Source organism: Pseudomonas sp. FYR_2 (assembly GCF_043106425.1).
Classification (GTDB): domain Bacteria; phylum Pseudomonadota; class Gammaproteobacteria; order Pseudomonadales; family Pseudomonadaceae; genus Aquipseudomonas; species Aquipseudomonas monteilii.
The window spans coordinates 178,891-201,566 of the sequence record NZ_JBICMM010000024.1 but is presented as its reverse complement, the minus strand read 5'-3'; the positions used below and the strand labels follow the sequence as shown (position 1 = coordinate 201,566).

The following is a 22,676-nucleotide window of genomic DNA, read 5'->3' as shown; positions in this document are numbered from 1 at the left end:
ATAAATCATCCGGCGATTGCGACCAGGTCCTGAGCCTGCTGTTCACCAACCACGGAGCGGCAGCCGCCACGCTTGCCCACGGCAATCACCCGGGCCTGCGGGCAATGATCCAGCACTGCCGGGTTGACCAGGTCGTCGATCATTACCACTGCCGCTTGCTGCAAGGCACGCACGGCCTTGAGGGTGGGCAGTTCAGGGTCGCCAGGGCCGGCGCCTACCAGCCAGACTTTTGCATTCATCGGGTATTCCTCGTTGGCAGGGTGCGCTCAGCCTTTGAGCAGGCCAAGCAGCAGGATCAGGTTGAGTAGCAACGACAGCAGGGCCAGGGTGCGCCATACCTTCAACGGCTCGCGTTCCAGCAAGGGGCGTGGCCTGTCAGGCAGCTCTTGGCGGTCGCCACGCTCAAGCAGCAACAACCAGTGTTCGGCCGTTTCGAAGCGCTGCGCTGGATCGGCCGCCACCGCCTGCTGCAGGTTGTGCTGCAGCCATTCCGGCAAGTCGGGGCGGTAGCGTGCAGCGTTGACCGGCTGACCGAAGCGCGGGCGCTGAAAGGCTTCCACCTCGCCATACGGGTAGTGCCCGGTCAGCAGGTGATACAGCGTCACGCCCACGGCATACAAGTCCTGGCGCGGGCTGGGTGGTTGGCCGTCGAACGCTTCCGGGGCGATGTACGAGGGCGTGCCGGGTACGTCGTGCGGCGCGTCTTCGCAAAGGCCGGGGCAATAGGCCAGGCCGAAATCCAGCAGGCGCAGTTGGCCATCGCTGCCCAGGTGCAGGTTGTCTGGCTTGATGTCGCGGTGCAGCAGGTTGCGCCGGTGCAACACGCCAACCGCCTGCAGCAGTTGCCGGGCCATCTCCAGCCACTGCGGCAGGGGCAGCGGGCCGTGCTCGGCCAGCAGGGTTGCAAGGCTTTGGCCGGGGTACTCGCGCATCACGTAGTACAGGTGTTGCCGCTGGCTGGCCGCATGCAACTCGGGGAAGTGGCGGCCTGCAACTCGGCGCAGGAACCACTCTTCGAGCAACAGCGCTTGCGCAGCACCGGGCTCTTGTTCGCGTTCGGCAGGCAGGGTCTTGAGAAGCCAAGGTCGGCCTTGGCTGTCGCGCACCCGGTATAGCAGCGACTGGCGGCTTTGTGAAAGCAGGCAGTCGGCCTGCCAGTCATCGATCACTTGGCCTGTTCGCAGCGCGCCGGGCACCGGCCACTGCTGTAACTGCGCCAAAGTATCGCCCAGGTTGGCGGTGCCCAGCTGTTCGACGTGCACCAGCAGGGCACTGGCATTGTCCTGGCTGCCATTGAGGTGCGCGCTGGCAACCAGTGTGTCGACGGCCAGTTGCAAGTCGGTCTGATCGCGCAGCACGGCCTGGATGTGTTGGTCGCCCAGGCTGGCCCAAACCCCGTCGCTGAGCAGCAGGAAGCACTCGCCTGGCTGCAGCTCGCCCTCCAGGTAATCCACCAGCAGGTGCTGGTCCAGGCCCAGTGCGCGTTTTAGTACATGCTGCATGCCCGGCTGGTCCCACACATGGTCTTCGCTCAGGCACTGCAGGCGCCCGGCGTACCAGCGGTAAACCCGGCAATCACCCACATGGGCCAAGGTGAAGCGCCGGCCACGTAACACCAGTGCGCTGAGTGTGGTCAACAACGGCTGTCCGCTGCCTTGGGCGCGCAGCCAGCGGTTCTGAGCCAGCAACAGGCGGTCCAGGGCCTGGGCAACGCTCCAGGTGGCGGGGGTGGCGTAGTAATCCAAGGCCAGTGCCTGCAAGCTGGCCCGTGCGGCCAGGCCACCATCGGCGCATTGGCTGACGCCGTCGGCGAGGGCGAACAGGTAGCCCTTGCTGGCGGCCAGCTCCGGCGCCGGGGTGACCAGGCGCAGGGCATCCTGGTTTTCCTCGCGGGGCCCGGTGGCGCTGGCGTGGGCGAACTTCAGTTGCAGGCTCATGGGTGTCACTCAGACCCGTGCAGCGGTAACGGCTGCAGAGCCCCAGGTGGTGCGCCAGCGTTGTTTCACGCCATGCAGGCCGAACCAGGCCAGCAGGCCCAGGCTGGCGAACAGCCACAACCCCAACTGGTAGTCACCGGTGTGCTGCTTGATGGTGCCAAGCCCGGCTGCTAGCAGGAAACCACCGATACCGCCGGCCATGCCGATCAGCCCGGTCATCACGCCGATCTCCTGGCGGAAGCGCTGTGGTACCAACTGGAATACCGCACCATTGCCGGCGCCCAGGCCGAGCATGGCGCTTACGAACAGTGCCAGTGCGGCGGCTGCGGACGGCAGGTTGAAACCGACTGCCGCAATGCAGATGGCTGCCACGCTGTACATGCCCAACAGGGTGCGGATACCGCCGAAGCGGTCGGCCAGGGCACCGCCGAGCGGGCGCATCAGGCTGCCGGCGAATACGCAGGCGGCGGTGTAGTAGCCGGCGGTGACCGGGCTCAGGCCGTACTGGTCGCTGAAGTAGCCGGGCAGGGCGCTGGCCAGGCCGATGAAGCCGCCAAAGGTGACGCTGTAGAAGAACATGAACCACCAGCTGTCACGGTCGCCGAGGGCCTTGAGGTAGTCGGCCATCGCTTTTGGCTTGGGGCGTTGTGGCGCATTTCGCGCCACCAGGGCGAACACCACTAGCGCCAGCGACAACGGAATCAGCGCGAAGCCGAACACATTGTTCCAGCCAAAGCCGGCAGCCAGCGCCGGGGCCAGCAGGGCAGCGAACACCGTGCCGGAGTTGCCGGCACCGGCGATGCCCATGGCCTTGCCCTGATGCTGCGGCGGGTACCACTGTGAAGCCAGCGGCAACGACACGGCAAACGACGCACCGGCAAAGCCGAGGAACACGCCCAGTAGCAGGGCCTGTTCGTAGCTGTGCACACCCAGGTGCCAGGCGCACGCCAAGGCGACGATGACGACCACCTGGCCGATCAGCCCGGCTGTTTTGGGTGACAGGCGGTCAACCAGCACGCCCATGGCGAAGCGCAGGATCGCCCCGGCCAGGATCGGCGTGGCCACCATCAGGCCCCGTTGCTGCGCACTCAGTTGCAAGTCGGCGGCAATCTGCACCGCCAGCGGGCCCAGCAGGTACCAGACCATGAAGCTGAGGTCGAAGTACAGGAACGCGGCGAACAGCGTGGGCACATGCCCAGATTTCCAGAAGCTGGTACTCATCGAACACCTCACTCGGCAATGCAACGGAACGAAAAAGACGCCGCCACCCGCTCCACGGTCGTGGAGGGGAGAGCGACGTCTTTGTCGGGATTTAAGTGGGGCAACCGCCGTTGGCTACCGGTGATGTTTGTTCAGCAAGAGATGGGCCAAGTATTGGCCTGTCTTTATATTTTCAGCGCCTGTGAGATCGAGCGCCGCCCGCGCGGCGCTCGATCTACAAGGCGCTGAAAGCGTCAAGGCAAGCACATCAGCCCAGCATTTCGTGCATGGCAATGATCTGCTCCGCCACCTGGATCAGCTTCTGCTGCCGGCTCATGGCCTGGCGGCGCATCAGGGTGTAGGCCTGTTCTTCGTTGCAGTCCTTCATCTTCATCAGCAAACCCTTGGCCTGCTCGATACGCTTGCGCTCGGCCAGCTGCTGGTCGCGCGCCAGCAGCTGCGCCCTAAGCGCCTGGTCACTTTCAAAGCGGGCCATGGCCACATCCAGAATCGGCTGCAGCCGGGCAGCATGGATACCTTCGACGATGTAGGCACTGACGCCTGCCTGGATCGCCTGGCGCATCACGCCAGGGTCGTGCTCGTCGGTGAACAACACGATGGGGCGCGGCTGGTCGCGGCTGACCAGCACCACCTGTTCCATCACGTCGCGGTCCGGTGAGTCGGTATCGATCAGCACCACATCCGGGCGCACCGTTTCGACGCAGGCGGGCAGGTCGATGGTCAGGCCTGGGGCTTCGGTAACCTCGAAGCCGGCCTCGATCAACGCCGCGTTGAGGCGGCCGAGTTTGTTCTGGGTGTCGTCGATCAGCAGAATGCGCAACATGGTTGTCCCCCCTCACGCGCCGACGCGGGCATCGGGCAGGTCGCCCAGGGCATGCAGGCTGAAGCTGCGGGCATAGCCATAAGGATCGCTGCCGTCCCAGCGGGTGCCATCGATCAGCAGGCTGTTGCGCATCGGCTGTTCGGGGCACGCGACGCCCAGGCTTTGCGCCGCCTCGCTGTACAGCGCCAACTGCTGAACCTGCCGCGCCACACCGAGATAGTCGGGGTCTTCGTGCAACAGGCCCCAGCGGCGGAACTGGGTCATGAACCACATGCCGTCGGACAGGTACGGCAGGTTGGCTCGGCCCTGGTCGAACAGGCGCAGGGCGTGCGGGTCTTGCCACTGGTTGCCCAGGCCATCCTGATAGTGGCCGAGCAGGCGGGGCTCGATGCTGTCCAGCGGGGTGTCCAGGTAGGCATTGCCGCTAAGCAGTTGCGCAGTGCTGCGGCGGTTTTCGGGGCTTTGTTCGATGAACCGGCTGGCGGCGAGGATCGCCTTGATGAGCGCGCGGGCGCTGTTGGGGTAGTGTTCGGCGAAGGCACGAGCACACGCCAGCACCTTTTCCGGATGGTCTGGCCATATCGACTGGCTGGTGGCCAGGGTAAAGCCCTGGCCCTTGGCCATAGCATCGGCGGCCCAAGGCTCACCCACGCAGAAACCGTCGATGCGCCCCGCCTGGATATGCGCGGCCATCTGGGCCGGCGGCACCACGACGCTGTCCACGTCGCGCAGTGGGTGGATGCCCTGGCTGGCAAGCCAGTAATACAGCCACATGGCGTGGGTGCCGGTGGGGAAGGTCTGGGCGAAGGTCAGGCGTGCGCCGTGCTGGTGCACCAGGCGCGCCAATGCTTCAGGGTTGGTCACACCTTTGCGCTGCAAGGCCGGGGAGAGGTTGATGGCCTGGGCGTTCTGGTTCAGGCCCATGAGCACCACCATGTCGCTGGCGGGTACGCCACCGATGCCTAGGTGCACGGCGTAGACCAGGCCATACAGGCAGTGTGCGGCATCCAGCTCGCCGCTGACCAGCTTGTCGCGCAGCCCGGCCCAGGAGCCTTGGCGCTTGAGGTTGAGGGTAAGGCCGTATTGCTGGGCGAAGCCCTGGGTGGCGGCGACCACCACCGAGGCGCAGTCGGTCAGTGCCATATAGCCGATGTTCAGGCTGGGCTTTTCCGGCGCGTCACTGCCATTGACCCAGGCCAGGGGCGTTGCTCGGGGTACAGTGTTCACAAGGTTCCTCGCCTGTACGGATAAGGCTGTGGGCCAAACCGGTGCAACCGATGTGCCAAGGGTGGCCGGGGCGCGTAGCGGCCCCACGATTTGCTGTCCTGCCAGCCCCAGGCTGGCTATAATCGCCCCCTCACTCACCCCGAGCCTTGCCCGCCCATGTATACCCTGGCCCGCCAGCTGCTGTTCAAGCTTTCCCCGGAAACTTCCCACGACCTGTCCCTGGACCTGATCGGTGCCGGTGGCCGTCTTGGCCTCAATGGCATGCTGTGCAAGCAGCCAGCGGCATTGCCGGTTTCGGTCATGGGCTTGAACTTCGCCAACCCGGTGGGCCTGGCCGCAGGCCTGGACAAGAACGGTGCGGCCATCGACGGCTTTGCCCAGCTGGGCTTCGGCTTTGTCGAAATCGGCACCGTCACCCCGCGTCCACAACCGGGCAACCCCAAGCCGCGGCTGTTCCGCCTGCCGGAAGCGACGGCCATCATCAACCGCATGGGCTTCAACAACCTGGGCGTCGATCACCTGCTTGGCCGCGTGCAGGCGTCGCGTTACAACGGTGTGCTGGGCATCAACATCGGCAAGAACTTCGACACCCCGGTCGAGCGCGCCGTGGATGACTACCTGATCTGCCTGGACAAGGTGTACACCGCCGCCAGCTACATCACCGTCAACGTCAGCTCGCCGAATACCCCGGGCCTGCGCAGCCTGCAGTTCGGCGATTCGCTCAAGCAGTTGCTCGATGCCCTGGCCGAACGCCGCGAGCAACTGGCGGCTACCCATGGCAAGCGTGTACCGCTGGCCATCAAGATCGCCCCGGACATGAGCGACGAAGAAACGGCGTTGGTGGCTGCCGCGCTGATGGCGTCGGGCATGGATGCGGTGATCGCCACCAACACCACGCTGGGCCGTGAAGGTGTCGAGGGGCTGCCGTATGGCGGCGAGGCGGGTGGCCTGTCGGGCGCGCCGGTGCTGGAAAAGAGCACCCACATTGTCAAGGTGCTGGCAGGCGAGCTGGGCGGCAAGTTGCCGATCATTGCCGCGGGTGGCATTACCGAAGGCCGTCACGCTGCCGAGAAGATCGCTGCCGGTGCGAGCCTGGTACAGATATACTCGGGCTTCATCTACAAGGGGCCAGCGTTGATTCGTGAAGCGGTCGATGCCATTGCGGCACTACCGCGCGGTTAAACGGCAGGCATAAAAAAGGGCCCCGTCAAGGGGCCCCTGGGCCGCAGCCCGCCGCCCGGATAGGGCGCGCATGGTGACTCGAATTCAGTGTCCTCGTTCAGCCAACGGCGTGATTTTCGTTGAGTCTATGGATGCCAGCGGTGCCAGTCATTCCGTCCCAGTTATCACCGCGACCTTCGCGCCAGCCGTTGATCCAGGCTTGGCGAACAGAAGGAAGATTGAAGGGGCAAAGTTCGCGGGATTTGCCGGTGACCCCGTATTGGTAGCCACGTGAATATGCTCTTTCCAACGGATCACGCTTAAGTCTTCTCATAGGGTGTTGCCCTCACTTGTTGACTGTAATGTCCCGTCGGCCTCTCCGAGGCCGGGCAGAGTCTTTCTGCCGGTGTGCGCCCGCTGCCGGCGTGGCGGGCTGAAGGTGCCGCCTCGTTGCGAAGCGGCCTGAGACCAGTTCTATCGAATGCGAGTCACGGTGTGAATGATCGATTTGTCATAAGCACGTAACCTTTCCTAGGGTGAGGGGATAAGTAAATAAATGCGACTCAACCTTGTTTGGCGTTGAGCCCGCAGTGATCGGGGTTTGCTGAACATTGACGTCATTTCGCCAGCGTTGCTTGCGGATGACAGAAATAATTTGAAATGCGACGAAGGGTCACATCGCCCCAGTTATCGCCAGAATTTTTCATACTGCCTGATGATCTAAGCTGTCTTGGCCACCGGGCCGAGTGCAGATCGGTCAGGTGGCCTGGCCTTTCGCGGCACGCTCATGTGCCAGGAAGGGCCACCCGCACGCCTGCTGGAAAGGCCTGCGGGCAAACATCGCGGGGTGATGCGTTGCCTCGTCAGTCAATAGCCCAAGGCTCTGGAATACTCATGTCGGACCGTTTCGAACTCTACCTCACCTGCCCCAAAGGCCTTGAAGGCCTGCTTGCCGAAGAGGCCAAAGGCCTTGGCCTGGACGAAGTGCGTGAGCACACCTCGGCCATTCGCGGCGCCGCCGACATGGAAACCGCCTACCGCCTGTGTGTCTGGTCACGCCTGGCCAACCGGGTGTTGCTGGTGCTCAAGCGCTTCTCCATGAAGAACGCCGACGACCTTTACGATGGCGTACACGCGGTCGACTGGGCCGACCACCTGGCCGCCGATGGCACCCTGGCGGTGGAGTTCAGTGGCCATGGCTCGGGCATCGACAACACTCACTTTGGTGCGCTGAAGGTCAAGGACGCGATCGTCGACAAGTTGCGCAACCGCGAAGGCCTGCGCCCGTCGGTGGAAAAGATCGACCCCGACGTGCGCGTGCACCTGCGCCTGGACCGTGGCGAGGCCATTCTCTCCCTCGACCTGTCCGGCCACAGCTTGCACCAGCGTGGCTACCGCCTGCAGCAAGGCGCTGCGCCGCTGAAGGAAAACCTGGCGGCTGCGGTGTTGATCCGCTCCGGCTGGCCGCGCATTGCCGCCGAAGGTGGCGCGTTGGCCGACCCGATGTGCGGTGTGGGTACCTTCCTGGTCGAGGCCGCGATGATCGCCGCCGACATTGCGCCCAACCTCAAGCGTGAGCGCTGGGGCTTCAGTGCCTGGTTGGGCCATGTGCCGGCACTGTGGCGCAAGGTGCATGACGAAGCGCAGGCGCGTGCACAGGCCGGCCTGGCCAAGCCGCCGCTGTGGATCCGTGGCTACGAGGCCGACCCGCGGCTGATCCAGCCGGGCCGCAACAACGTCGAGCGTGCCGGCCTGGGCGACTGGGTGAAAATCTACCAGGGCGAAGTCAGCACCTTCGAGCCGCGCCCGGACCAGAACCAGAAAGGCCTGGTCATCAGCAACCCGCCCTACGGCGAGCGTCTGGGTGATGAAGCCAGCTTGCTGTACCTCTACCAGAACCTCGGCGAGCGCCTGCGCCAGGCCTGCATGGGCTGGGAGGCAGCGGTGTTCACCGGTGCGCCGCAGCTGGGCAAGCGCATGGGCATTCGCAGCCACAAACAGTACGCGTTCTGGAACGGCGCCTTGCCGTGCAAGCTGCTGCTGTTCAAGGTGCAGCCTGACCAGTTCGTCACCGGCGAGCGTCGCGAAGCACAACCTGAGGGCGCGCAAACCCGACAGCAACCCGCCGTTGCCAGCGAACCGGCACGCCTTTCGGAAGGCGCGCAGATGTTTGCCAACCGGTTGCAGAAAAACCTCAAACAGCTGGGCAAATGGGCTCGCCGCGAACAGGTCGACTGCTACCGCCTGTACGATGCCGACATGCCCGAGTACGCGTTGGCTGTTGACCTGTACCATGACTGGGTACATGTGCAGGAGTATGCCGCGCCACGCTCGATCGACCCGGACAAGGCCCAGGCACGCCTGCTCGATGCGTTGGCAGCCATCCCGCAGGCGCTGGGCATTTCGCCGCAGCGCGTAGTGCTCAAGCGCCGCGAGCGCCAGAGCGGCACCCGCCAGTACGAGCGCCAGGCGACCGAGGGCCGTTTCCAGGAGGTGAACGAAGGTGGCGTCAAGCTGCTGGTCAACCTCACCGACTACCTCGACACCGGGCTGTTCCTCGACCATCGCCCAATGCGCATGCGCATCCAGCGTGAGGCTGCCGACAAGCGCTTCCTCAACCTGTTCTGCTACACCGCCACCGCCACCGTGCATGCGGCCAAGGGCGGCGCGCGCAGCACCACCAGCGTCGACCTGTCGAAAACCTACCTGGACTGGGCGCGGCGCAACCTGGCGCTTAATGGCTTCTCTGAGCGCAACCGCCTGGAGCAGGGTGATGTGATGGCCTGGCTGGAGGGTAACCGCGACAGCTACGACCTGATTTTCATCGACCCGCCCACCTTCTCCAACTCCAAGCGCATGGAAGGCGTGTTCGACGTGCAGCGTGACCACGTTCAACTGCTGGACCTGGCCATGGCCCGTCTGGCGCCGGGCGGTGTGTTGTACTTCTCCAACAACTTCCGCAAGTTCCAGCTGGACGAGCACCTGATGGCGCGTTATGCGGTGGAGGAAATCACCGCCCAGACCCTGGACCCGGACTTCGCCCGTAACAATCGGATTCACCGGGCCTGGCGCCTGCAGCTGCGCTGAACCGACGAGGTACATTGCGCGGCTAATGGCCAATAGCTATAAATGTGGGCAGGGCGAGATAATCCGCAGGACGCTGACGTGACGAGATGGGTGTATGTCAAAGTGTGGCGTGCGTGCGCGGTTATCTGGCCTGTGCACAGAGACGGTGTCCGCGTGGGCGGTGGCGCTGGTGGCCTTGGTGGCGGGCGGTCTGTTGACGGCCGCCTTGGCACTGGCCGCGCAGGCGTTTTACAAGCAGCAGTTGCGCCAGCGCTTCGAGTTGCTGGCCAGCGAACGCTATAGTCGTATTGCCGAGCGTTTTGATGAACAACAGCAGCGCCTGGATGGCCTGCGGCGGTTCTTCAGCTTTTCCAACGAAGTGACACCACGCGAATTTGACGGTTACGCCCGGCCGTTGCTGCAGCGTACCTTGGCCTACGCCTGGGCGCCGCGTGTGGAAGCCGCGCAGCGTGCCGAGTTCGAGCAGCATGCCCGCGAGCATTCCGGCCCGGGCTATGTGATCCGTGACCAGGATGCGCAAGGGCAGTGGCACCCCGCGCCGCTGCGCGACCATTACTTCCCTGTGTTGTATACCCAATCCGGTGAAATGCCCGGGCTGCCCTATGGGCTGGATCTTGCCGGCCAGGGTGAGCCCCATGCTGCCCTGGCGCGGGCGCTCGGGCCTGGCAGCATGGCGGTGTCCGAGCCCTTGGCCATGTACGATATTCCTTCGTATGCGCGCGGCCTGGTACTGGTAGCCCCCGTGTTTTCCGATGCCAACCCGCATGGTGCTGCAGTGGGCTATGTGGTGGCGTTGTTGAGCATGCGCGAGATGGTCAGCGATGGGCGCCCTGTGGTAGCGGATGACAACCTGGTGGTGCGTATCGTCGACCCGTCCGGGTTGCAAGAGCCACAAGTGTTGTACGACTCGCAGAACCAGGTCGCCCCTTTGTCGCTGAGCAGCAACCAGCTGCTGCACCTGGCAGACCACCACTTCCAGCTGAGCATCCTGCCCAGCCAGGCGTTCGTGCGGGCCAACCGCTCATCGGCGGTACTGGCGGTCGGCCTGCTGGGCGGGTTGTTGAGCCTGCTGCTCAGTGCCTTGCTCTACAGCCTGTTCAGCCAGCGCCAGCGTGCCCTGGCCCTGGTCGAGCAGCGTACCGCCGAGTTGCGGGTCAGCGAGCAGTCCTCACGCGGCACCCATAATCAGTTGCGCAGTATATTGGAGGCCGCGACCCAGGTGGCCATTATTGCCACCAACCTCAAGGGCGAAGTCAGCACATTCAACACGGGGGCCGAGCGTATGCTGGGTTATCCGGCCAACCAGGCCATCGGCCAGTTGCGCCTGGAGGACCTGGTGCTGCCGGACGAATTGAACCAGCGTGCGCATGCGCTCAGCCAGCGTTTTGGCCGGCACATTGCCGGTGGACAGGCGCTGTTTGCAGAAACCGTTTACGAGCGAGGCGCCGAGCCGGGTGAGTGGACCTTGCTACGCGCCGATGGCAGCCAGTTGGTGGCCAACATGCTGGTCACTGCCATGCTTGATGAACAGGGCCTGTGGGTTGGCTACCTGGCCATCTGCATCGATGTCACCGAGCGGCGTCGGGTACACGAGGCATTGGCGGCGCGCGACCGGCTGCTGGAAAAGCTCAGTGCCGAGGTGCCGGGCGGTATTTATCAGTATCGCCTGGATGCCGATGGTCATTCGTGTTTTCCCTACGCCAGCAAAGGCCTTTACGACATCTACGAAGTGGACCTGCAGCAGTTGCGCGAAGATGCTTCGGTGGTGTTCGAGCGTATCCACCCCGATGACCTGGAGCGCGTGCGCTGTTCGGTACGTTACTCGGCCGAGCACCAGGCACCCTGGCGCGAGGAATACCGGGTGTGCCTGCCACGTGCCGGCCTGCGCTGGGTGCGTGGCGAAGCGACGCCGGAGGTGGGTGAGCACGGCTGTACCTTGTGGCATGGCTACCTGACGGACATCTCGGACCTCAAGGGTGTGGAGGAAGAGTTGCGGGCGCTGTCGGTGACCGATTCACTGACCGGCATTCATAACCGCCGCTACTTCCAGGAACGGCTCAAGGTCGAACTGGAGCAGGCTCAGCGTGATGGCTTGACGCTGGCCGTGATCATGCTCGATATCGATCACTTCAAGCACATCAACGACCGCTTCGGCCATGCCGTCGGCGACCGTGTGCTGCGCAGCCTGTGCCAGCGTATCGGCCAGCGCTTGCGGCGCACCGATGTGTTCTGCCGGTTGGGCGGAGAGGAATTCATGGTGCTGTGCCCGGGCAGTGATGCCGAGCAGGCGCGGCTGCTGGCACTTGAGTTGTGGCATGGGCTGCGCAATGTGCCGGTGGACGGCGTGGGCAAGGTGACGGCCAGTTTTGGTGTGGCGGGATGGCGGCCGGGGGAGGGCGCCGATGCCCTGTTGCTACGGGCGGATGCGGGGGTGTATGCAGCCAAGCAGGCTGGGCGGGACAGGGTGGAAGGCGAGTCAGCCTGAAGTCTGACGCGGTCGTTGTGGGAGCCGGCTTGCCCGCGAAGCAGGCGCCGCGGAGGATGGCACGGGCTTCGCCCGTGTTCGCGGGCAAGCCCGCTCCCACATTGACGCTGTATGGCTGCAGGATCAGTTGGCTGCAGTGCTGCCCGCCAGCTTCGGCTGGCGATACAGGTCCAGCAACACCTGGTCGAGCACCTGCGAAGCCCCCCATGGTTTCGGGTCGTTGAGGATTGCCGCCACCGCCCAGGTATGGCCGTTGCTGTCACGGCTGAAACCGGCAATCGCCCGCACGGTGTTGAGCGTGCCTGTCTTGATGTGCCCTTCGCCGGTCATGGCTGTGCGCTTGAGGCGCTTGCGCATGGTGCCGTCCATGCCCACCAGCGGCATCGAGCTCATGAACTCGGCGGCGTAAGGGCTCTTCCAGGCGGCCTGCAGCATCTCGGCCATTTCCCGGGTGCTGACCCGTTCGGCACGCGACAGCCCTGAGCCGTTTTCCATCACCAGGTGCGGCGCGGTAATGCCTTTCTTCGCCAGCCACTGGCGGACCACTCGTTGCGCGGCACGGGCGTCGTCGCCGTCGGCATCGGTGCGGAACTGCGCGCCAAGGCTCAGGAACAGCTGCTGGGCCATGGTGTTGTTGCTGTACTTGTTGATGTCGCGGATCACTTCCACCAGGTCTGGCGAGAAGGCGCGGGCCAGCAGGCGTGCACCTTTGGGCACGTTCTCGATGCGGTCGCCACCTTGGATGTTGCCACCCAGCTCGTTCCAGATCGCGCGCACGGCACCGGCGGCGTAGGTCGGGTGGTCGAGCAGCGACAGGTAGGTCTGCGAGTTGCAGCCGTCACCCAGCTGGCCGCTGACGGTGACGCTGATGCCATCGGCCTGAGGTACTGGGTTGTAGCGCACATCACCCGTGCACTGCTTGGACGCCACGGCCTTGACCTGGTTGTCGATGCGAATGCTGGCAATAGGGGGTTCTACCGCGATGGTAACCTTGCCACCATCGTTGCGGGCCACGAAGCGCAGGGCCTTGAGGTTGACCAGCAGCGAGTCGGGTTTGACCAGGAACGGCTTGTTTTCATCGCCACCGTCATCGTTGAACTGCGGCAGGTTGGGCTGCACGAAGTGGCTGCGGTCCAGCACCAGATCACCGGTGATGGTGCGCACGCCATTGGCGCGCAGGTCACGCATCAGCAACCAGAGCTTTTCCATGTTCAGTTTTGGGTCGCCGCCACCTTTGAGGTACAGGTTGCCGTTGAGCACGCCATTGCTCAGGGTACCGTCGGTGTAGAACTCGGTTTTCCACTGGAAGGTGGGGCCAAGCAGCTCGAGGGCGGCATAGGTGGTAACCAGTTTCATGGTCGAGGCCGGGTTCACCGAAACATCGGCATTGAACACGGTCGGGGTACCTGGCCCGTCCAGCGGCAGCATTACCAGCGACAGCGCTGTGTCCTGCAGCTTGTTGGCTTTGAGCGCCTGCTGCACTTTGGCGGGCAGGGTGGTGTTGACGGCGGCGGCGTGGCTGGGTAATGCGAGTGGCAACAGCAGGCCGGCAAGAACGAGGGGACGAAGCGTTTTGATCATAATGAATAAATACCCTGCAGCGAGGGAAAAGGGCATAGGGGCTGTAAGAGGTGATGGCCCCAGGACGAAAGAGTACGCATTATGCCCCAAGCGCAGCGACGATGCGCCACGTTCGACGGAAAAGCATGGCGGATAAAAAGCATCGGCAATAAAAAAGGCCACCCATGCGGGTGGCCTTTTCAGCGATCAGACAGGCACGTGTTACTCAGCCTTGTTGATCGGCTTTTCCGGGTACCAGGCGTCCAGCAGCGGGCTGACTTCGATTTTGGTCAGTTCGCTGCGGCCCTTGAGCCAGCCTTCTACGGCGGCGCGTTGTTCTTCGCTGACCGAACCGCGCTTGACCGAGCACACCAGGCCGAAATCGTCACCGCCTACATAGTCCAGGCCGTTGGCGTCCATGGCTTCTTCCAGGAACGCATCGAGGAAAGCATCGATTGCCTGGTCATCCAGATCTTCCTTGAATTCCAGGTTCAGCTCGAAGCCCAATTCCTGAAACTCGTCGACACACAGCTTCTTGCGCAGACGACGGGAGCGGTTTGTGGCCATGAAACAATCCTCTTAGGTAATAACGCCGCGCAGTCTACCAGTTAACACGGCTGGCTGCCTGCGTATCGGTGCTTGGGGGCAATTCTTTAGCCAGCGCCAGCTCCACCCGCCGCATGTGCCGCGCCAGTGCCTGACGCCGCAGGCGCAACTGGACAGTAGGCAAGCCACCAGGCTCCAGTGCTTCGCAGGCGGCCATCAGGTCGGGGGCTTCGAGCATGCGCGCGGCGCTGAGCACTTTGTGGGCCTGTTCGGCAATGGCATCGGCGTCGTGCTCTGGGTGCAGCGCCATCAAGGTGGAAAAATCGGCCTGCAGGCTCTGCTGCAGCGTCTGCAGAAAACGCCGGCGGTCGGCGGGGTCATGCCCAACCACTGCAGCCAGGCCATCCAGGTGATACAGGGGGCGTCGGCGTTTGCGCTGCCGGCGCGGGTTGATGCCGGCCAGGCGCTGGCTGAGGGTGCTCAGGCTGATGGGCTTGAGCAGGCAGTCGTCCATGCCGGCGCTCAGGCACCTGCGGCGTACTTCTGGTTGAGCGTTGGCGGTATAGCCAAGAATGGTGCAGCGTGGCCGGTTGCCATGGCGCTCTTCGGTGCGCACGGCTGTCGCCAGCTGGTAGCCGTTCATGTGCGGCATGTTGCAGTCAAGTACCAGCACATCGAAGTTGCCCGCCCGCCAGGCAGCCAGGCCTTCACGGCCATCGCGGGCGCTGGCGTGTTCCAGGCCCAGGTAGGCAAGCTGCTGCGCCATCAGTTGCAGGTTGGCCGGATGGTCGTCGATCACCAGCACGTTCAGCCGCGGGTCGGGCACATCAAGCTTTTCGATCAGAGGTGCCGGCTGCACGTGTGCATCAACCAGTTGCAGCGGCATTTTCAGGCAGACTTGGGTGCCAACCCCTTCGAGGCTTTTGAGGGTCAGGTCGCCACCCATCATTTCGCACAGGTTACGGCAGATGGTCAGGCCCAACCCGGTACCTGCGCGTGCGCCCTGGCTATGCGGGTTGGCCTGGACGAACGGGGTGAACAGGCGTTGCAGGTCGTCGGCGTGGATGCCGATGCCACTGTCACGCACTTCCAGATGCAGTACGGCGGGCGTGCCGGTGTCGGTGTCCCGCAGGTCGGCGCTGATACGCACCTGGCCATGCTCGGTGAACTTGATGGCGTTGCTGACCAGGTTGGACAGCACCTGTTTGAAGCGCAGGGGGTCGAGCAAGGCATGGCAGCGCGCTGCTGGCATGATCATTACCTCAAGTGCCAGGCCTTTCTGGCGTGCCTGGCCCTCGAAGATACGCCCCACCGACTCCACCAATGCGGCCAGGTCTACGGCCTCCGGCGCCAGGGTCAGGTGCCCGGACTCGATGCGCACGATATCGAGGATATCGCCGATCAGGCCCAGCAGGTCTTTGGCCGAATGGTGGGCAAGCTCGAGTGCGCTACGGTCCAGCCGACCTTGGTCGGCGCGTTTCACCGCCAGTTCGAGCATGCCGATCACGGCATTCATCGGCGTGCGTATTTCGTGGCTGATGGTGGCCAGGAAGGTGCTTTTGGCGCGGTTGGCATCGTCGGCCTGTTGTTTGGCCTGGCGCAGCTCCAGCACCAGCTGGCGGCGATCGCTGATGTCGATCCAGCCGCCGATGATGCCCTGGATTTCTCCCAGTGAGTCGCGGTACGGCAGAATCCAGTGATAAATGGTCAACTCGCGTCCCTTGATCCGCAGGGGGCGGTCCATGATCAACGGCGATCCGGCGGCCATGACTTTCAGGTAATCGGCCTGAATTTGACGGGTTTGCTCGGGATTGTCGAACAGGCTGTTTTCGAGCTGCTTGCCAATGACCTCATCGGCCCGGGCCTGCACGGCTTCCAGGTAGCTGTAGTTGCAGCTTTTCAGGCAGCCTTCGCGGTCACGCACATACATGGGGTGGGGGGTGCCGTTGAGCAGGGCGCGCATGAATGCCAGTTGGTCGTTCAGGGCGCGTTCGGCGCGGTGGCGCTGGCGAATCTGCAGGCGCAGGCGAGCGTTCCAGAGCAAGGCCAGCAGCAGAAGCACGGCAGTGCCCAGCACCACCTGCAGGGCGAGGCGGCTATAACCCTTGGCGTTGCTGTCTTCGTGCCGGCCAAAGCCGCGCCAGCGGTTGTTGATAACCCCCAGCTCTTCCGGTGAGATGCTGAGCAGTGCCTTGTCGAGGATCGACAGCAGGGCCGGTGAAGGGGCCATGGTGGCCATGGCGAAGTTGGCGGGTTCGCTGCCCACCGTCGAGCGGATCACCAGTTCCGGGTTGCTGGCCAAGGCGTGGTTGGCATCGATCAGGGTGGTAATCACTGCATCGACGGCACCACTGTTGAGCAGCGCCATGGAGTAGAACGCGCTTTCGGTCTCGACCCAGCCGATCTGCGGATAGTACCGGGACAGCATGGCATCCATGGCGCTGTAGCGGGTAATGGCGATGCGGTGCCCTTGTAGTTGTTCCAGCGAGCCCGGTGCCTTGTTGTCCTTGTGGCTGACCAGTACATAGGCGCTTTCCAGGTAGGGGCGGCTGATTAGCAGATCGTCCCCCGCCGCCCTGGCGCTGGCCAATGCGGCGATGACATCGGCCCGGCCATCCTTGAGGCGGGCAATCATGTCGGCAATGCCACTGGCACGTTGTACTTCGAAGCGCAACCCCGTGCGCAGGCGGATGAGGTCCAGCAGGTCGGCAGTGATGCCGCGAAAATGCCCCGAATCATCGAAATACGAGAGGGGTGCAGCCGTGTCATCAATCGCCACGCGCATCACCGGGTGCTGCTGCAGCCACTGTTGCTCGGCCTCGCTCAATTGCAGTTGGCGGTCGCTCAGCAGTTGGTCGCTGCCAGCGCTCCAGCGCTTGAAGATGCTGGTGCGCATGGCTGGGGTCTGGCTGTCGAGGACAACGTTCACCAGCTCGAGCAGCAGTGTGTCTTGCTGGCGCAAGGCAAAGCCGAAGCCGATGGCCTCGTGCTTGCCGAAGTTGGCCATGCGCAGGCGTGGCAGGTGGCCGCGATTGAGCTGGTAGTGTGTGGAGATGGTGTCGCCGATGAACACGTCGGCCTGGCCGAATGCCACGGCATTCAGTGCCTGGCTGGAAGAGCCGAAGGCCAGCAGCTCGGCCTTGGGGTAGGCGCTGAGGACTTCCTGTTTGGGCAGGTAGTGGTAGAGCATGCCCAGGCGCATGCCGTTCAGGTCCGTGTCTATCGCCCGGTTTTCATCTTCGCGCGTTACCAGTACCGGCTGGTCGATGGCATAGGGCTGTGACAGCGCCAGACCGTCGTTGGCCGCTTCGTAACCATTGGCGCTGCCGAGCAAATCGATATCACCGTGCCTGAGCGCCTCCACCGCCGCCTGCCGGCTGGAAAAGCGCAGCACCCGGACGGGTAACTGCAGGGCCTTGCCGATCAGGCTTGCATACTCGGCAGTCAGGCCTTGGTAGTCGCGGCCGCCACTGGTGATGTCGAACGGCGGGTAGTCGGGTGCCGACGTCCCCAGTACCAATTCCTGACGGCCTTCGAGCCATAACCGTTGTTCGGGCGTGAACAGAATCTGGGCCGGCCCGGCCGATGAACGTGCCAGCAACGTGTAGGACGATGCTTCGCGATTGGTAGCGTGTGTCGCGCTGCTTGAAAGCAGCAGGGCGAGCAGCAGGCGGGCGATAGTGCGGGCCATGGCTACCTTCAGACAAGCGCGTTGCGCTTGGCCATCTCGATCAAGTCCACCAGCGTGTTGACCTGAAGCTTGTGCATGAGCCGCTTTTTGTAGGTGCTGACGGTTTTGCTGCTGAGGAACATGCCTTTGGCAATTTCCTTGTTGCTGCGGCCTTGAGCGAAGAGTTGCAGTACCATCAGTTCGCGGTCATTCACCTGGCGGAAAAGTTGCAAGTCAGTGCCGGTAGTCGGGTTGTTATTGATAGCCTGGCTGGGAAAATAGTTATATCCAGCCAGCACCGCCTTGATCGCACTGAGCAGTTCACCCAGGTCTTCTTGCTTGCACACGTAACCCGCAGCACCGGAGTGCATGCAGCGCACGGCAAACAATGCCGGGGACTGTGCAGTCAATACCAGAACCTTCAAGGGCAGGGCCATCGACTGAAAACGGGCAAGAACCTCCAGGCCGTCTAGCTTGGGGATGCTGATGTCGAGGATGACCAGGTCGGGGTTGCTCTCCCGGATCATCTGCATGGCATCCACGCCGTTGTCCGACTCGCCGGCGATCTTGTAGTTCTGGTTTTCCAGCAGCATACGGACGGCCAGGCGAATGACCGGATGGTCGTCAACAATAAATATGGAGTGCATGTTCAACTTCCCTGCGGTCGTTTTGGGTGACAGGTGGCACCTTATCGCAGTTGGAAGTCGACGGGCATCCGAGGATGGGCTGTTAGCCCTATATGGGAAATGGCTTACAAGATAAAACAAAACCGGCTACGAAACGGGTATGTTTAACTCGATGTCAAAGCGCATTTGGTAACTTTTCATTGATTTTTATTCGTGTTGTTTAATTTGCCGTCAGTATATGTAGGAAGTTTCCTGCAATGAGCGGTGCAGCCGAGGCACACCGAAGGCACAACTCACGTAGGGCTGGAGCGCCCGGTCATTTCGCTGGCCATTTCGCTGGCGTAGCTGTCGGTCATGCCAGCGATGAAGTCGATCATGCGCAGGAAGGCACTGTGCAACGAGGTATGTGGGTCTGGCGCATTGTTGCCGATCAGGTCCAGCACCCGGCGGCTTTTGAACGATGGTGTGCGCCCACCATGCTGTTCAAGGGCTGCACCGCAGAAGGTGTTCAGCAGAATCTCTAGGGTGGTGTACGCACCGATTTCGTGCAGGGTCTTGCGCTTGTCCTGGAAGATCTTGTTGCGCGCCATGTCCTTGGCCTGCAGCACGCAGCGCTTGGCCGGGCCGTGCATGTGCTCGACCAGGTCGCCCGCCAGTTGCCCGGCCAGCAAGGCGTGCTGCTGCTCGACGAAGGCGTGGGCGGCAGCGTTGGTGAGGTGCTCGATGGCCTTGCCACGCAGAATGGCCAGCTTGCGCCGGCGCGAGTCGCGTGGGCCTAGCTGGCGGTAGGTTTCCGGCAGGTCATCACCGACCAGATCGAGCAGCAGCGCCTCGACTTCGGCGTATTGCAGTAGCTCCATTTCCAGGCCGTCTTCGAGGTCGATCAGTGCATAGCAGATGTCGTCGGCGGCCTCCATCAGGTACACCAGCGGGTGGCGCGCCCAGCGTTGGTCTTCCAGTTGTGGCAGCCCCAGTTTGCGGGCGATCTGTTCGAGCAGGGGCAGTTCGCTCTGGTAGCTGCCGAACTTGTGCTTCTTGTAACCCATGGCGTCGGCGTGGCGCGCGCTCCAGGGGTACTTGAGGTAGGTGCCGAGGGTGGCATACGTCAGCCGGGTGCCGCCGTCGAACTGGTGGTACTCCAGCTGGGTAAGCACGCGAAAACCCTGTGCGTTGCCTTCGAAGTTGAGGAAGTCGGCCCGCTCGTCGTCGTTCATGCCGTCCAGCCAGCCACGCCCGGCGGCTTGCTGGAACCAGTGGCGAATGGCGTCTTCGCCGGAGTGGCCGAAAGGCGGGTTGCCGATGTCGTGGGCCAGGCAGGCCGACTGAACGATCATTCCCAGGTCACTGGGGGCGCACCAGTCCGGCAGGCTGTCGCGCAGGGTTTCGCCGACGCGCATGCCCAGCGAGCGGCCGACACAGCTGACTTCCAACGAATGGGTCAGACGCGTGTGGATATGATCGTTGCTGGAAACCGGGTGTACCTGGGTCTTGCGCCCAAGGCGACGGAATGCGCCGGAGAAGATGATGCGGTCGTGATCTTTGTGGAAGGGGCTGCGCCCGAGCTCATCGGCGCTATAGAGGGCTTTGCCCAGGCGTTCACGGGTGAGTAGGGTGTGCCAGTCCAAGGCGCGGTCTCCTGTGCATCGAAGGCATTAGCTTCCCGTGTCGTGTGCATCTGCGCAAGGGGCAAGGTGGTACCGCCCCCGGGTGGGGGCGGGTCACTCGGGGCTCAGGGGCGGCGATTGCCTTGCAGGTACAGGCGCACTAGCGGCAGCAAGCTGCTCCCCAGCCGCACCAGGCGCGCCAGGTTGCCGCTGCGCACGCCTTTGCCGGTGAGGAAGCCCAGCGCCACCACGGCGCCAATCCCCCACAAGGGCGCATGTTTGATCCCCAGGCCATCGTGCAGCGAGCTGCCCATGCCGCGCACACGGCGCAGCGGTTCCATCAGTTGTCCCGACTCGTGACGGATTTCCTGGCGGTGCATTTCCATGCGCAGGCGCAGCAGGGCCTTGCGCAGTTCGCGCGGGTTACGCGTGTTTGGCAGGTCTGGCAGGCTCATGGCAACAGGCGCTCCCGGTCTTTGGCAAGTTCTTCGAGGGTGGCGCCGAACGGCGATGACTCGTCGAACACCGCCGCCTTCAGGCGCAGCCCGCAGTACAGCGCGGCGATGCCATAGAACACGCACAGGCCGATGATACCGGCCAGGCGATAGCTGTCCCACAGCAGCACCAGCAACAGCCCGGACAGCGCCGTCAGCAGCAGTAGCGCAAAGACCAGCGCCAGGCCGGCGAACAGCAGCAGGCTCAAGGTGCGTCCCTTTTGCTCCTGCAATTCGATGCCGAACAATTCGATGTGGCTGTGCAGCAGGCCCAGCGCGGCGGCGCCCAGGCGCCTGCCCGAGGCGCTGGCGCCGTTGGCATCATTCTCCATGGGAACCCCTCAGCGCCGGTTGGCCAGCAGGCCGATCAACAGGCCGACGCCGGCGGCGATGCCGATCGCCTGCCACGGGTTTTCCTGCACATACTCCTCGGCGCTGCCCAGTGCGGCCTGGCCGCGTTCGCGCACCGAGTCCTGGGTCAGTTGCAGGGTTTCGCGGGCCTGGGCCAGGCGGTCGTGAATCTGTTCACGCAACTCGTCGGCCTGGTCGCCGGCCAGGTTGGCAGTGTCGGCCAGAAGTTTCTCGGTGTCGCGCACCAAGGCCTGGAAGTCAGCCATCAATATCTCTTGTGCAGTCTTTGCCGATTTGCTGGCCATGGGTCTCTCCCTGTCGATTGAGTGTTGGTAATTCGAGTGATAGCACGCGCGGAAGGTTCAAGTGCCCGTGCTGGTATGGGCCTTGCTAAGTGTTTGCCACGTTGCGGGGCACCGCCGGCGGGCCTTGCTCCGATTAAGGGCGCCCATGCAGCGAATACCGATAAACCTTAACCCAATCCACGACAAACCCAAGAAAAAACCACGCAGGCTCCGCCCGGTTCGCCAAAACAGGGCAGGGGGCTGGCACCGATTCGGTGCAGGGATGCAGGTTCTTGAACTGTCCTGGTGCCTTTTTCAGCAGGTCTGCCTATTTCATGGAAAACATGCACAGCGCGATGGACTCTCTGGTCCACGGTTCCAATACCCTGTTCATTCTGATGGGCGCCATTCTGGTGCTGGCCATGCATGCCGGCTTCGCGTTCCTCGAAGTGGGCACGGTGCGCCACAAGAACCAGGTCAACGCCTTGTCGAAGATCCTCAGCGATTTTGCCATCTCGGCGCTGGTGTATTTCTTTATAGGCTACTGGATCGCCTATGGCGTCAACTTCTTCCAGCCAGCGGCGACGCTGGCGGCCGATCATGGCTATGCGCTGGTCAAGTGCTTCTTCCTGCTGACATTCGCGGCGGCGATACCGGCGATTATCTCCGGCGGCATTGCCGAGCGGGCGCGCTTTGTGCCGCAGCTGTGCGCCACGGCGTTGATCGTAGCGTTCATCTACCCGTTTTTTGAAGGTGTGGTGTGGAACGGCAACCTTGGCGTGCAGGCTTGGCTGCAGGCCCGCTTCGGCGCGCCGTTCCATGACTTTGCGGGGTCCGTGGTGGTGCATGCGATGGGCGGCTGGCTGGCGTTGGCGGCGGTGCTGTTGCTGGGCGCGCGCCGCGGGCGCTACCGCGATGGCCGGCTGGTGGCGTTTGCACCGTCGAGCATTCCCTTCCTGGCGCTGGGTTCGTGGATCCTCATCATCGGCTGGTTCGGCTTTAACGTGATGAGCGCCCAGACGTTGCAGGGCGTCAGCGGCCTGGTGGCGATCAATTCATTGATGGCCATGGTCGGCGGCACCCTGTCGGCCCTGCTGGCCGGGCGCAACGACCCGGGCTTCCTGCACAATGGGCCGTTGGCCGGCCTGGTGGCCATCTGCGCCGGCTCCGACCTGATGCACCCGATCGGTGCGCTGGCCACAGGCTTGGTGGCGGGCGCACTGTTCGTCTGGACCTTCACCGCAGCGCAAAACCGCTGGAAGATCGACGACGTGCTGGGGGTGTGGCCGTTGCACGGGCTGTGCGGCGTCTGGGGGGGAATTGCCTGCGGCGTATTCGGTCAGACAGCCCTGGGTGGGATGGGCGGTGTCAGCCTGGCCAGCCAGTTGTTGGGCAGCCTGATGGGTGTGGTTGTGGCCTTGGCCGGTGGCTTTGCCGTGTACGGGGCAATTCGCGCGTTTCATGGCCTGCGCTTGAACCATGAGCAGGAGTTCCAGGGCGCGGACCTGTCACTGCACCGCATTGGCGCCACCAGCCAAGATTGAGCCAGGTCAGGTGCACGGATGGCGGGACGGACCTAGAATAGGTTTTTCCCAGCCAT

17 protein-coding genes and 1 pseudogene are annotated in these 22,676 nt (G+C 63.4%); 4 read left to right on the top strand and 14 right to left on the bottom strand.

Annotation, left to right across the window (positions count from 1 at the left end):
* Positions 1–53: 53 nt before the first annotated feature.
* The 5 genes and pseudogenes from ACF8R4_RS12835 to ACF8R4_RS12815 all read right to left on the bottom strand — a co-directional run.
* Positions 54–239 (bottom strand): annotated as a pseudogene (locus tag ACF8R4_RS12835) (SAM-dependent methyltransferase); the annotation flags it as partial.
* Between the two features lie 27 nt (positions 240–266).
* The gene (locus tag ACF8R4_RS12830; RefSeq protein WP_164524262.1) at positions 267–1,937 is read right to left on the bottom strand and encodes a bifunctional protein-serine/threonine kinase/phosphatase; all 1,671 of its coding nucleotides are present in this window, start codon (positions 1,935–1,937) and stop codon (positions 267–269) included.
* Positions 1,938–1,946: 9 nt separating this feature from the next.
* Entirely contained in the window at positions 1,947–3,158 is a 1,212-nt protein-coding gene (locus tag ACF8R4_RS12825; RefSeq protein ID WP_104835260.1) for a NarK/NasA family nitrate transporter, read from the bottom strand.
* A gap of 247 nt (positions 3,159–3,405) precedes the next feature.
* The gene (locus ACF8R4_RS12820) at positions 3,406–3,981 is read right to left on the bottom strand and encodes an ANTAR domain-containing response regulator (RefSeq protein WP_060498841.1); all 576 of its coding nucleotides are present in this window, start codon (positions 3,979–3,981) and stop codon (positions 3,406–3,408) included.
* A 12-nt stretch (positions 3,982–3,993) separates the two neighbouring features.
* Positions 3,994–5,208: a CmpA/NrtA family ABC transporter substrate-binding protein gene (locus ACF8R4_RS12815; protein ID WP_392492585.1), complete on the bottom strand. Its 1,215-nt coding sequence runs from the start codon at positions 5,206–5,208 to the stop codon at positions 3,994–3,996.
* Positions 5,209–5,364: 156 nt separating this feature from the next.
* Between ACF8R4_RS12815 and ACF8R4_RS12810 the strand changes: the two genes are divergently transcribed.
* Positions 5,365–6,390 (top strand): quinone-dependent dihydroorotate dehydrogenase, encoded by a 1,026-nt coding sequence (locus tag ACF8R4_RS12810; RefSeq protein WP_060498843.1) that lies wholly within the window; start codon positions 5,365–5,367, stop codon positions 6,388–6,390.
* A 97-nt stretch (positions 6,391–6,487) separates the two neighbouring features.
* Here ACF8R4_RS12810 and rmf read toward each other — a convergent pair whose 3' ends face one another.
* Complete coding sequence (gene rmf / locus ACF8R4_RS12805) at positions 6,488–6,703, bottom strand: ribosome modulation factor (protein WP_003248687.1); 216 nt, start codon at positions 6,701–6,703, stop codon at positions 6,488–6,490.
* A gap of 560 nt (positions 6,704–7,263) precedes the next feature.
* Between rmf and rlmKL the strand changes: the two genes are divergently transcribed.
* Both rlmKL and ACF8R4_RS12795 read left to right on the top strand, forming a co-directional pair.
* Positions 7,264–9,456, top strand: a complete 2,193-nt coding sequence (rlmKL, locus tag ACF8R4_RS12800) for a bifunctional 23S rRNA (guanine(2069)-N(7))-methyltransferase RlmK/23S rRNA (guanine(2445)-N(2))-methyltransferase RlmL (protein WP_104835258.1) — start codon at positions 7,264–7,266, stop codon at positions 9,454–9,456.
* Positions 9,457–9,550: 94 nt separating this feature from the next.
* Complete coding sequence (locus ACF8R4_RS12795; RefSeq protein ID WP_392492583.1) at positions 9,551–11,941, top strand: diguanylate cyclase; 2,391 nt, start codon at positions 9,551–9,553, stop codon at positions 11,939–11,941.
* Positions 11,942–12,064: 123 nt separating this feature from the next.
* Here the strand turns inward: ACF8R4_RS12795 and dacB are convergent, their stop codons facing one another.
* The 8 genes from dacB to ACF8R4_RS12755 form a co-directional block, all read right to left on the bottom strand.
* Positions 12,065–13,522 (bottom strand): D-alanyl-D-alanine carboxypeptidase/D-alanyl-D-alanine-endopeptidase, encoded by a 1,458-nt coding sequence (gene dacB, locus ACF8R4_RS12790; protein WP_016714859.1) that lies wholly within the window; start codon positions 13,520–13,522, stop codon positions 12,065–12,067.
* Positions 13,523–13,723: 201 nt separating this feature from the next.
* Entirely contained in the window at positions 13,724–14,068 is a 345-nt protein-coding gene (locus ACF8R4_RS12785; RefSeq protein WP_060498846.1) for a YggL family protein, read from the bottom strand.
* 34 nt (positions 14,069–14,102) lie between these two features.
* Positions 14,103–17,738 (bottom strand): ATP-binding protein, encoded by a 3,636-nt coding sequence (locus tag ACF8R4_RS12780; protein WP_392492581.1) that lies wholly within the window; start codon positions 17,736–17,738, stop codon positions 14,103–14,105.
* An 8-nt stretch (positions 17,739–17,746) separates the two neighbouring features.
* Positions 17,747–18,364, bottom strand: a complete 618-nt coding sequence (locus tag ACF8R4_RS12775; RefSeq protein ID WP_060498848.1) for a response regulator transcription factor — start codon at positions 18,362–18,364, stop codon at positions 17,747–17,749.
* 272 nt (positions 18,365–18,636) lie between these two features.
* Complete coding sequence (locus ACF8R4_RS12770; RefSeq protein WP_060498849.1) at positions 18,637–19,968, bottom strand: deoxyguanosinetriphosphate triphosphohydrolase; 1,332 nt, start codon at positions 19,966–19,968, stop codon at positions 18,637–18,639.
* 104 nt (positions 19,969–20,072) lie between these two features.
* Positions 20,073–20,402, bottom strand: a complete 330-nt coding sequence (locus ACF8R4_RS12765; RefSeq protein ID WP_060498850.1) for a hypothetical protein — start codon at positions 20,400–20,402, stop codon at positions 20,073–20,075.
* Positions 20,399–20,773, bottom strand: a complete 375-nt coding sequence (locus ACF8R4_RS12760; RefSeq protein ID WP_025338297.1) for a phage holin family protein — start codon at positions 20,771–20,773, stop codon at positions 20,399–20,401. The genes ACF8R4_RS12765 and ACF8R4_RS12760 overlap by 4 nt, the downstream gene beginning before the upstream one ends.
* A 9-nt stretch (positions 20,774–20,782) precedes the next feature.
* The gene (locus tag ACF8R4_RS12755) at positions 20,783–21,097 is read right to left on the bottom strand and encodes a YqjD family protein (protein ID WP_060498851.1); all 315 of its coding nucleotides are present in this window, start codon (positions 21,095–21,097) and stop codon (positions 20,783–20,785) included.
* 314 nt (positions 21,098–21,411) lie between these two features.
* On the opposite strand from ACF8R4_RS12755, the gene ACF8R4_RS12750 reads away from it, so the two are divergent.
* Positions 21,412–22,620: an ammonium transporter gene (locus ACF8R4_RS12750; protein WP_060498852.1), complete on the top strand. Its 1,209-nt coding sequence runs from the start codon at positions 21,412–21,414 to the stop codon at positions 22,618–22,620.
* Positions 22,621–22,676 lie beyond the last annotated feature (56 nt).

What these genes read in the sequence shown, in the direction of transcription:
- ACF8R4_RS12750 (WP_060498852.1), top strand. Translation starts at nt 21,412, where the DNA reads ATGGAAAACATGCACAGCGCGATGGACTCTCTGGTCCACGGTTCCAAT.
- ACF8R4_RS12775 (WP_060498848.1), bottom strand. Translation starts at nt 18,364, where the DNA reads ATGCACTCCATATTTATTGTTGACGACCATCCGGTCATTCGCCTGGCC.
- ACF8R4_RS12830 (WP_164524262.1), bottom strand. Translation starts at nt 1,937, where the DNA reads ATGAGCCTGCAACTGAAGTTCGCCCACGCCAGCGCCACCGGGCCCCGC.
- dacB (WP_016714859.1), bottom strand. Translation starts at nt 13,522, where the DNA reads ATGATCAAAACGCTTCGTCCCCTCGTTCTTGCCGGCCTGCTGTTGCCA.
- ACF8R4_RS12760 (WP_025338297.1), bottom strand. Translation starts at nt 20,773, where the DNA reads ATGGAGAATGATGCCAACGGCGCCAGCGCCTCGGGCAGGCGCCTGGGC.
- rlmKL (WP_104835258.1), top strand. Translation starts at nt 7,264, where the DNA reads ATGTCGGACCGTTTCGAACTCTACCTCACCTGCCCCAAAGGCCTTGAA.
- ACF8R4_RS12810 (WP_060498843.1), top strand. Translation starts at nt 5,365, where the DNA reads ATGTATACCCTGGCCCGCCAGCTGCTGTTCAAGCTTTCCCCGGAAACT.
- ACF8R4_RS12780 (WP_392492581.1), bottom strand. Translation starts at nt 17,738, where the DNA reads ATGGCCCGCACTATCGCCCGCCTGCTGCTCGCCCTGCTGCTTTCAAGC.
- ACF8R4_RS12785 (WP_060498846.1), bottom strand. Translation starts at nt 14,068, where the DNA reads ATGGCCACAAACCGCTCCCGTCGTCTGCGCAAGAAGCTGTGTGTCGAC.
- ACF8R4_RS12825 (WP_104835260.1), bottom strand. Translation starts at nt 3,158, where the DNA reads ATGAGTACCAGCTTCTGGAAATCTGGGCATGTGCCCACGCTGTTCGCC.
- rmf (WP_003248687.1), bottom strand. Translation starts at nt 6,703, where the DNA reads ATGAGAAGACTTAAGCGTGATCCGTTGGAAAGAGCATATTCACGTGGC.
- ACF8R4_RS12795 (WP_392492583.1), top strand. Translation starts at nt 9,551, where the DNA reads ATGTCAAAGTGTGGCGTGCGTGCGCGGTTATCTGGCCTGTGCACAGAG.
- ACF8R4_RS12765 (WP_060498850.1), bottom strand. Translation starts at nt 20,402, where the DNA reads ATGAGCCTGCCAGACCTGCCAAACACGCGTAACCCGCGCGAACTGCGC.
- ACF8R4_RS12755 (WP_060498851.1), bottom strand. Translation starts at nt 21,097, where the DNA reads ATGGCCAGCAAATCGGCAAAGACTGCACAAGAGATATTGATGGCTGAC.
- ACF8R4_RS12820 (WP_060498841.1), bottom strand. Translation starts at nt 3,981, where the DNA reads ATGTTGCGCATTCTGCTGATCGACGACACCCAGAACAAACTCGGCCGC.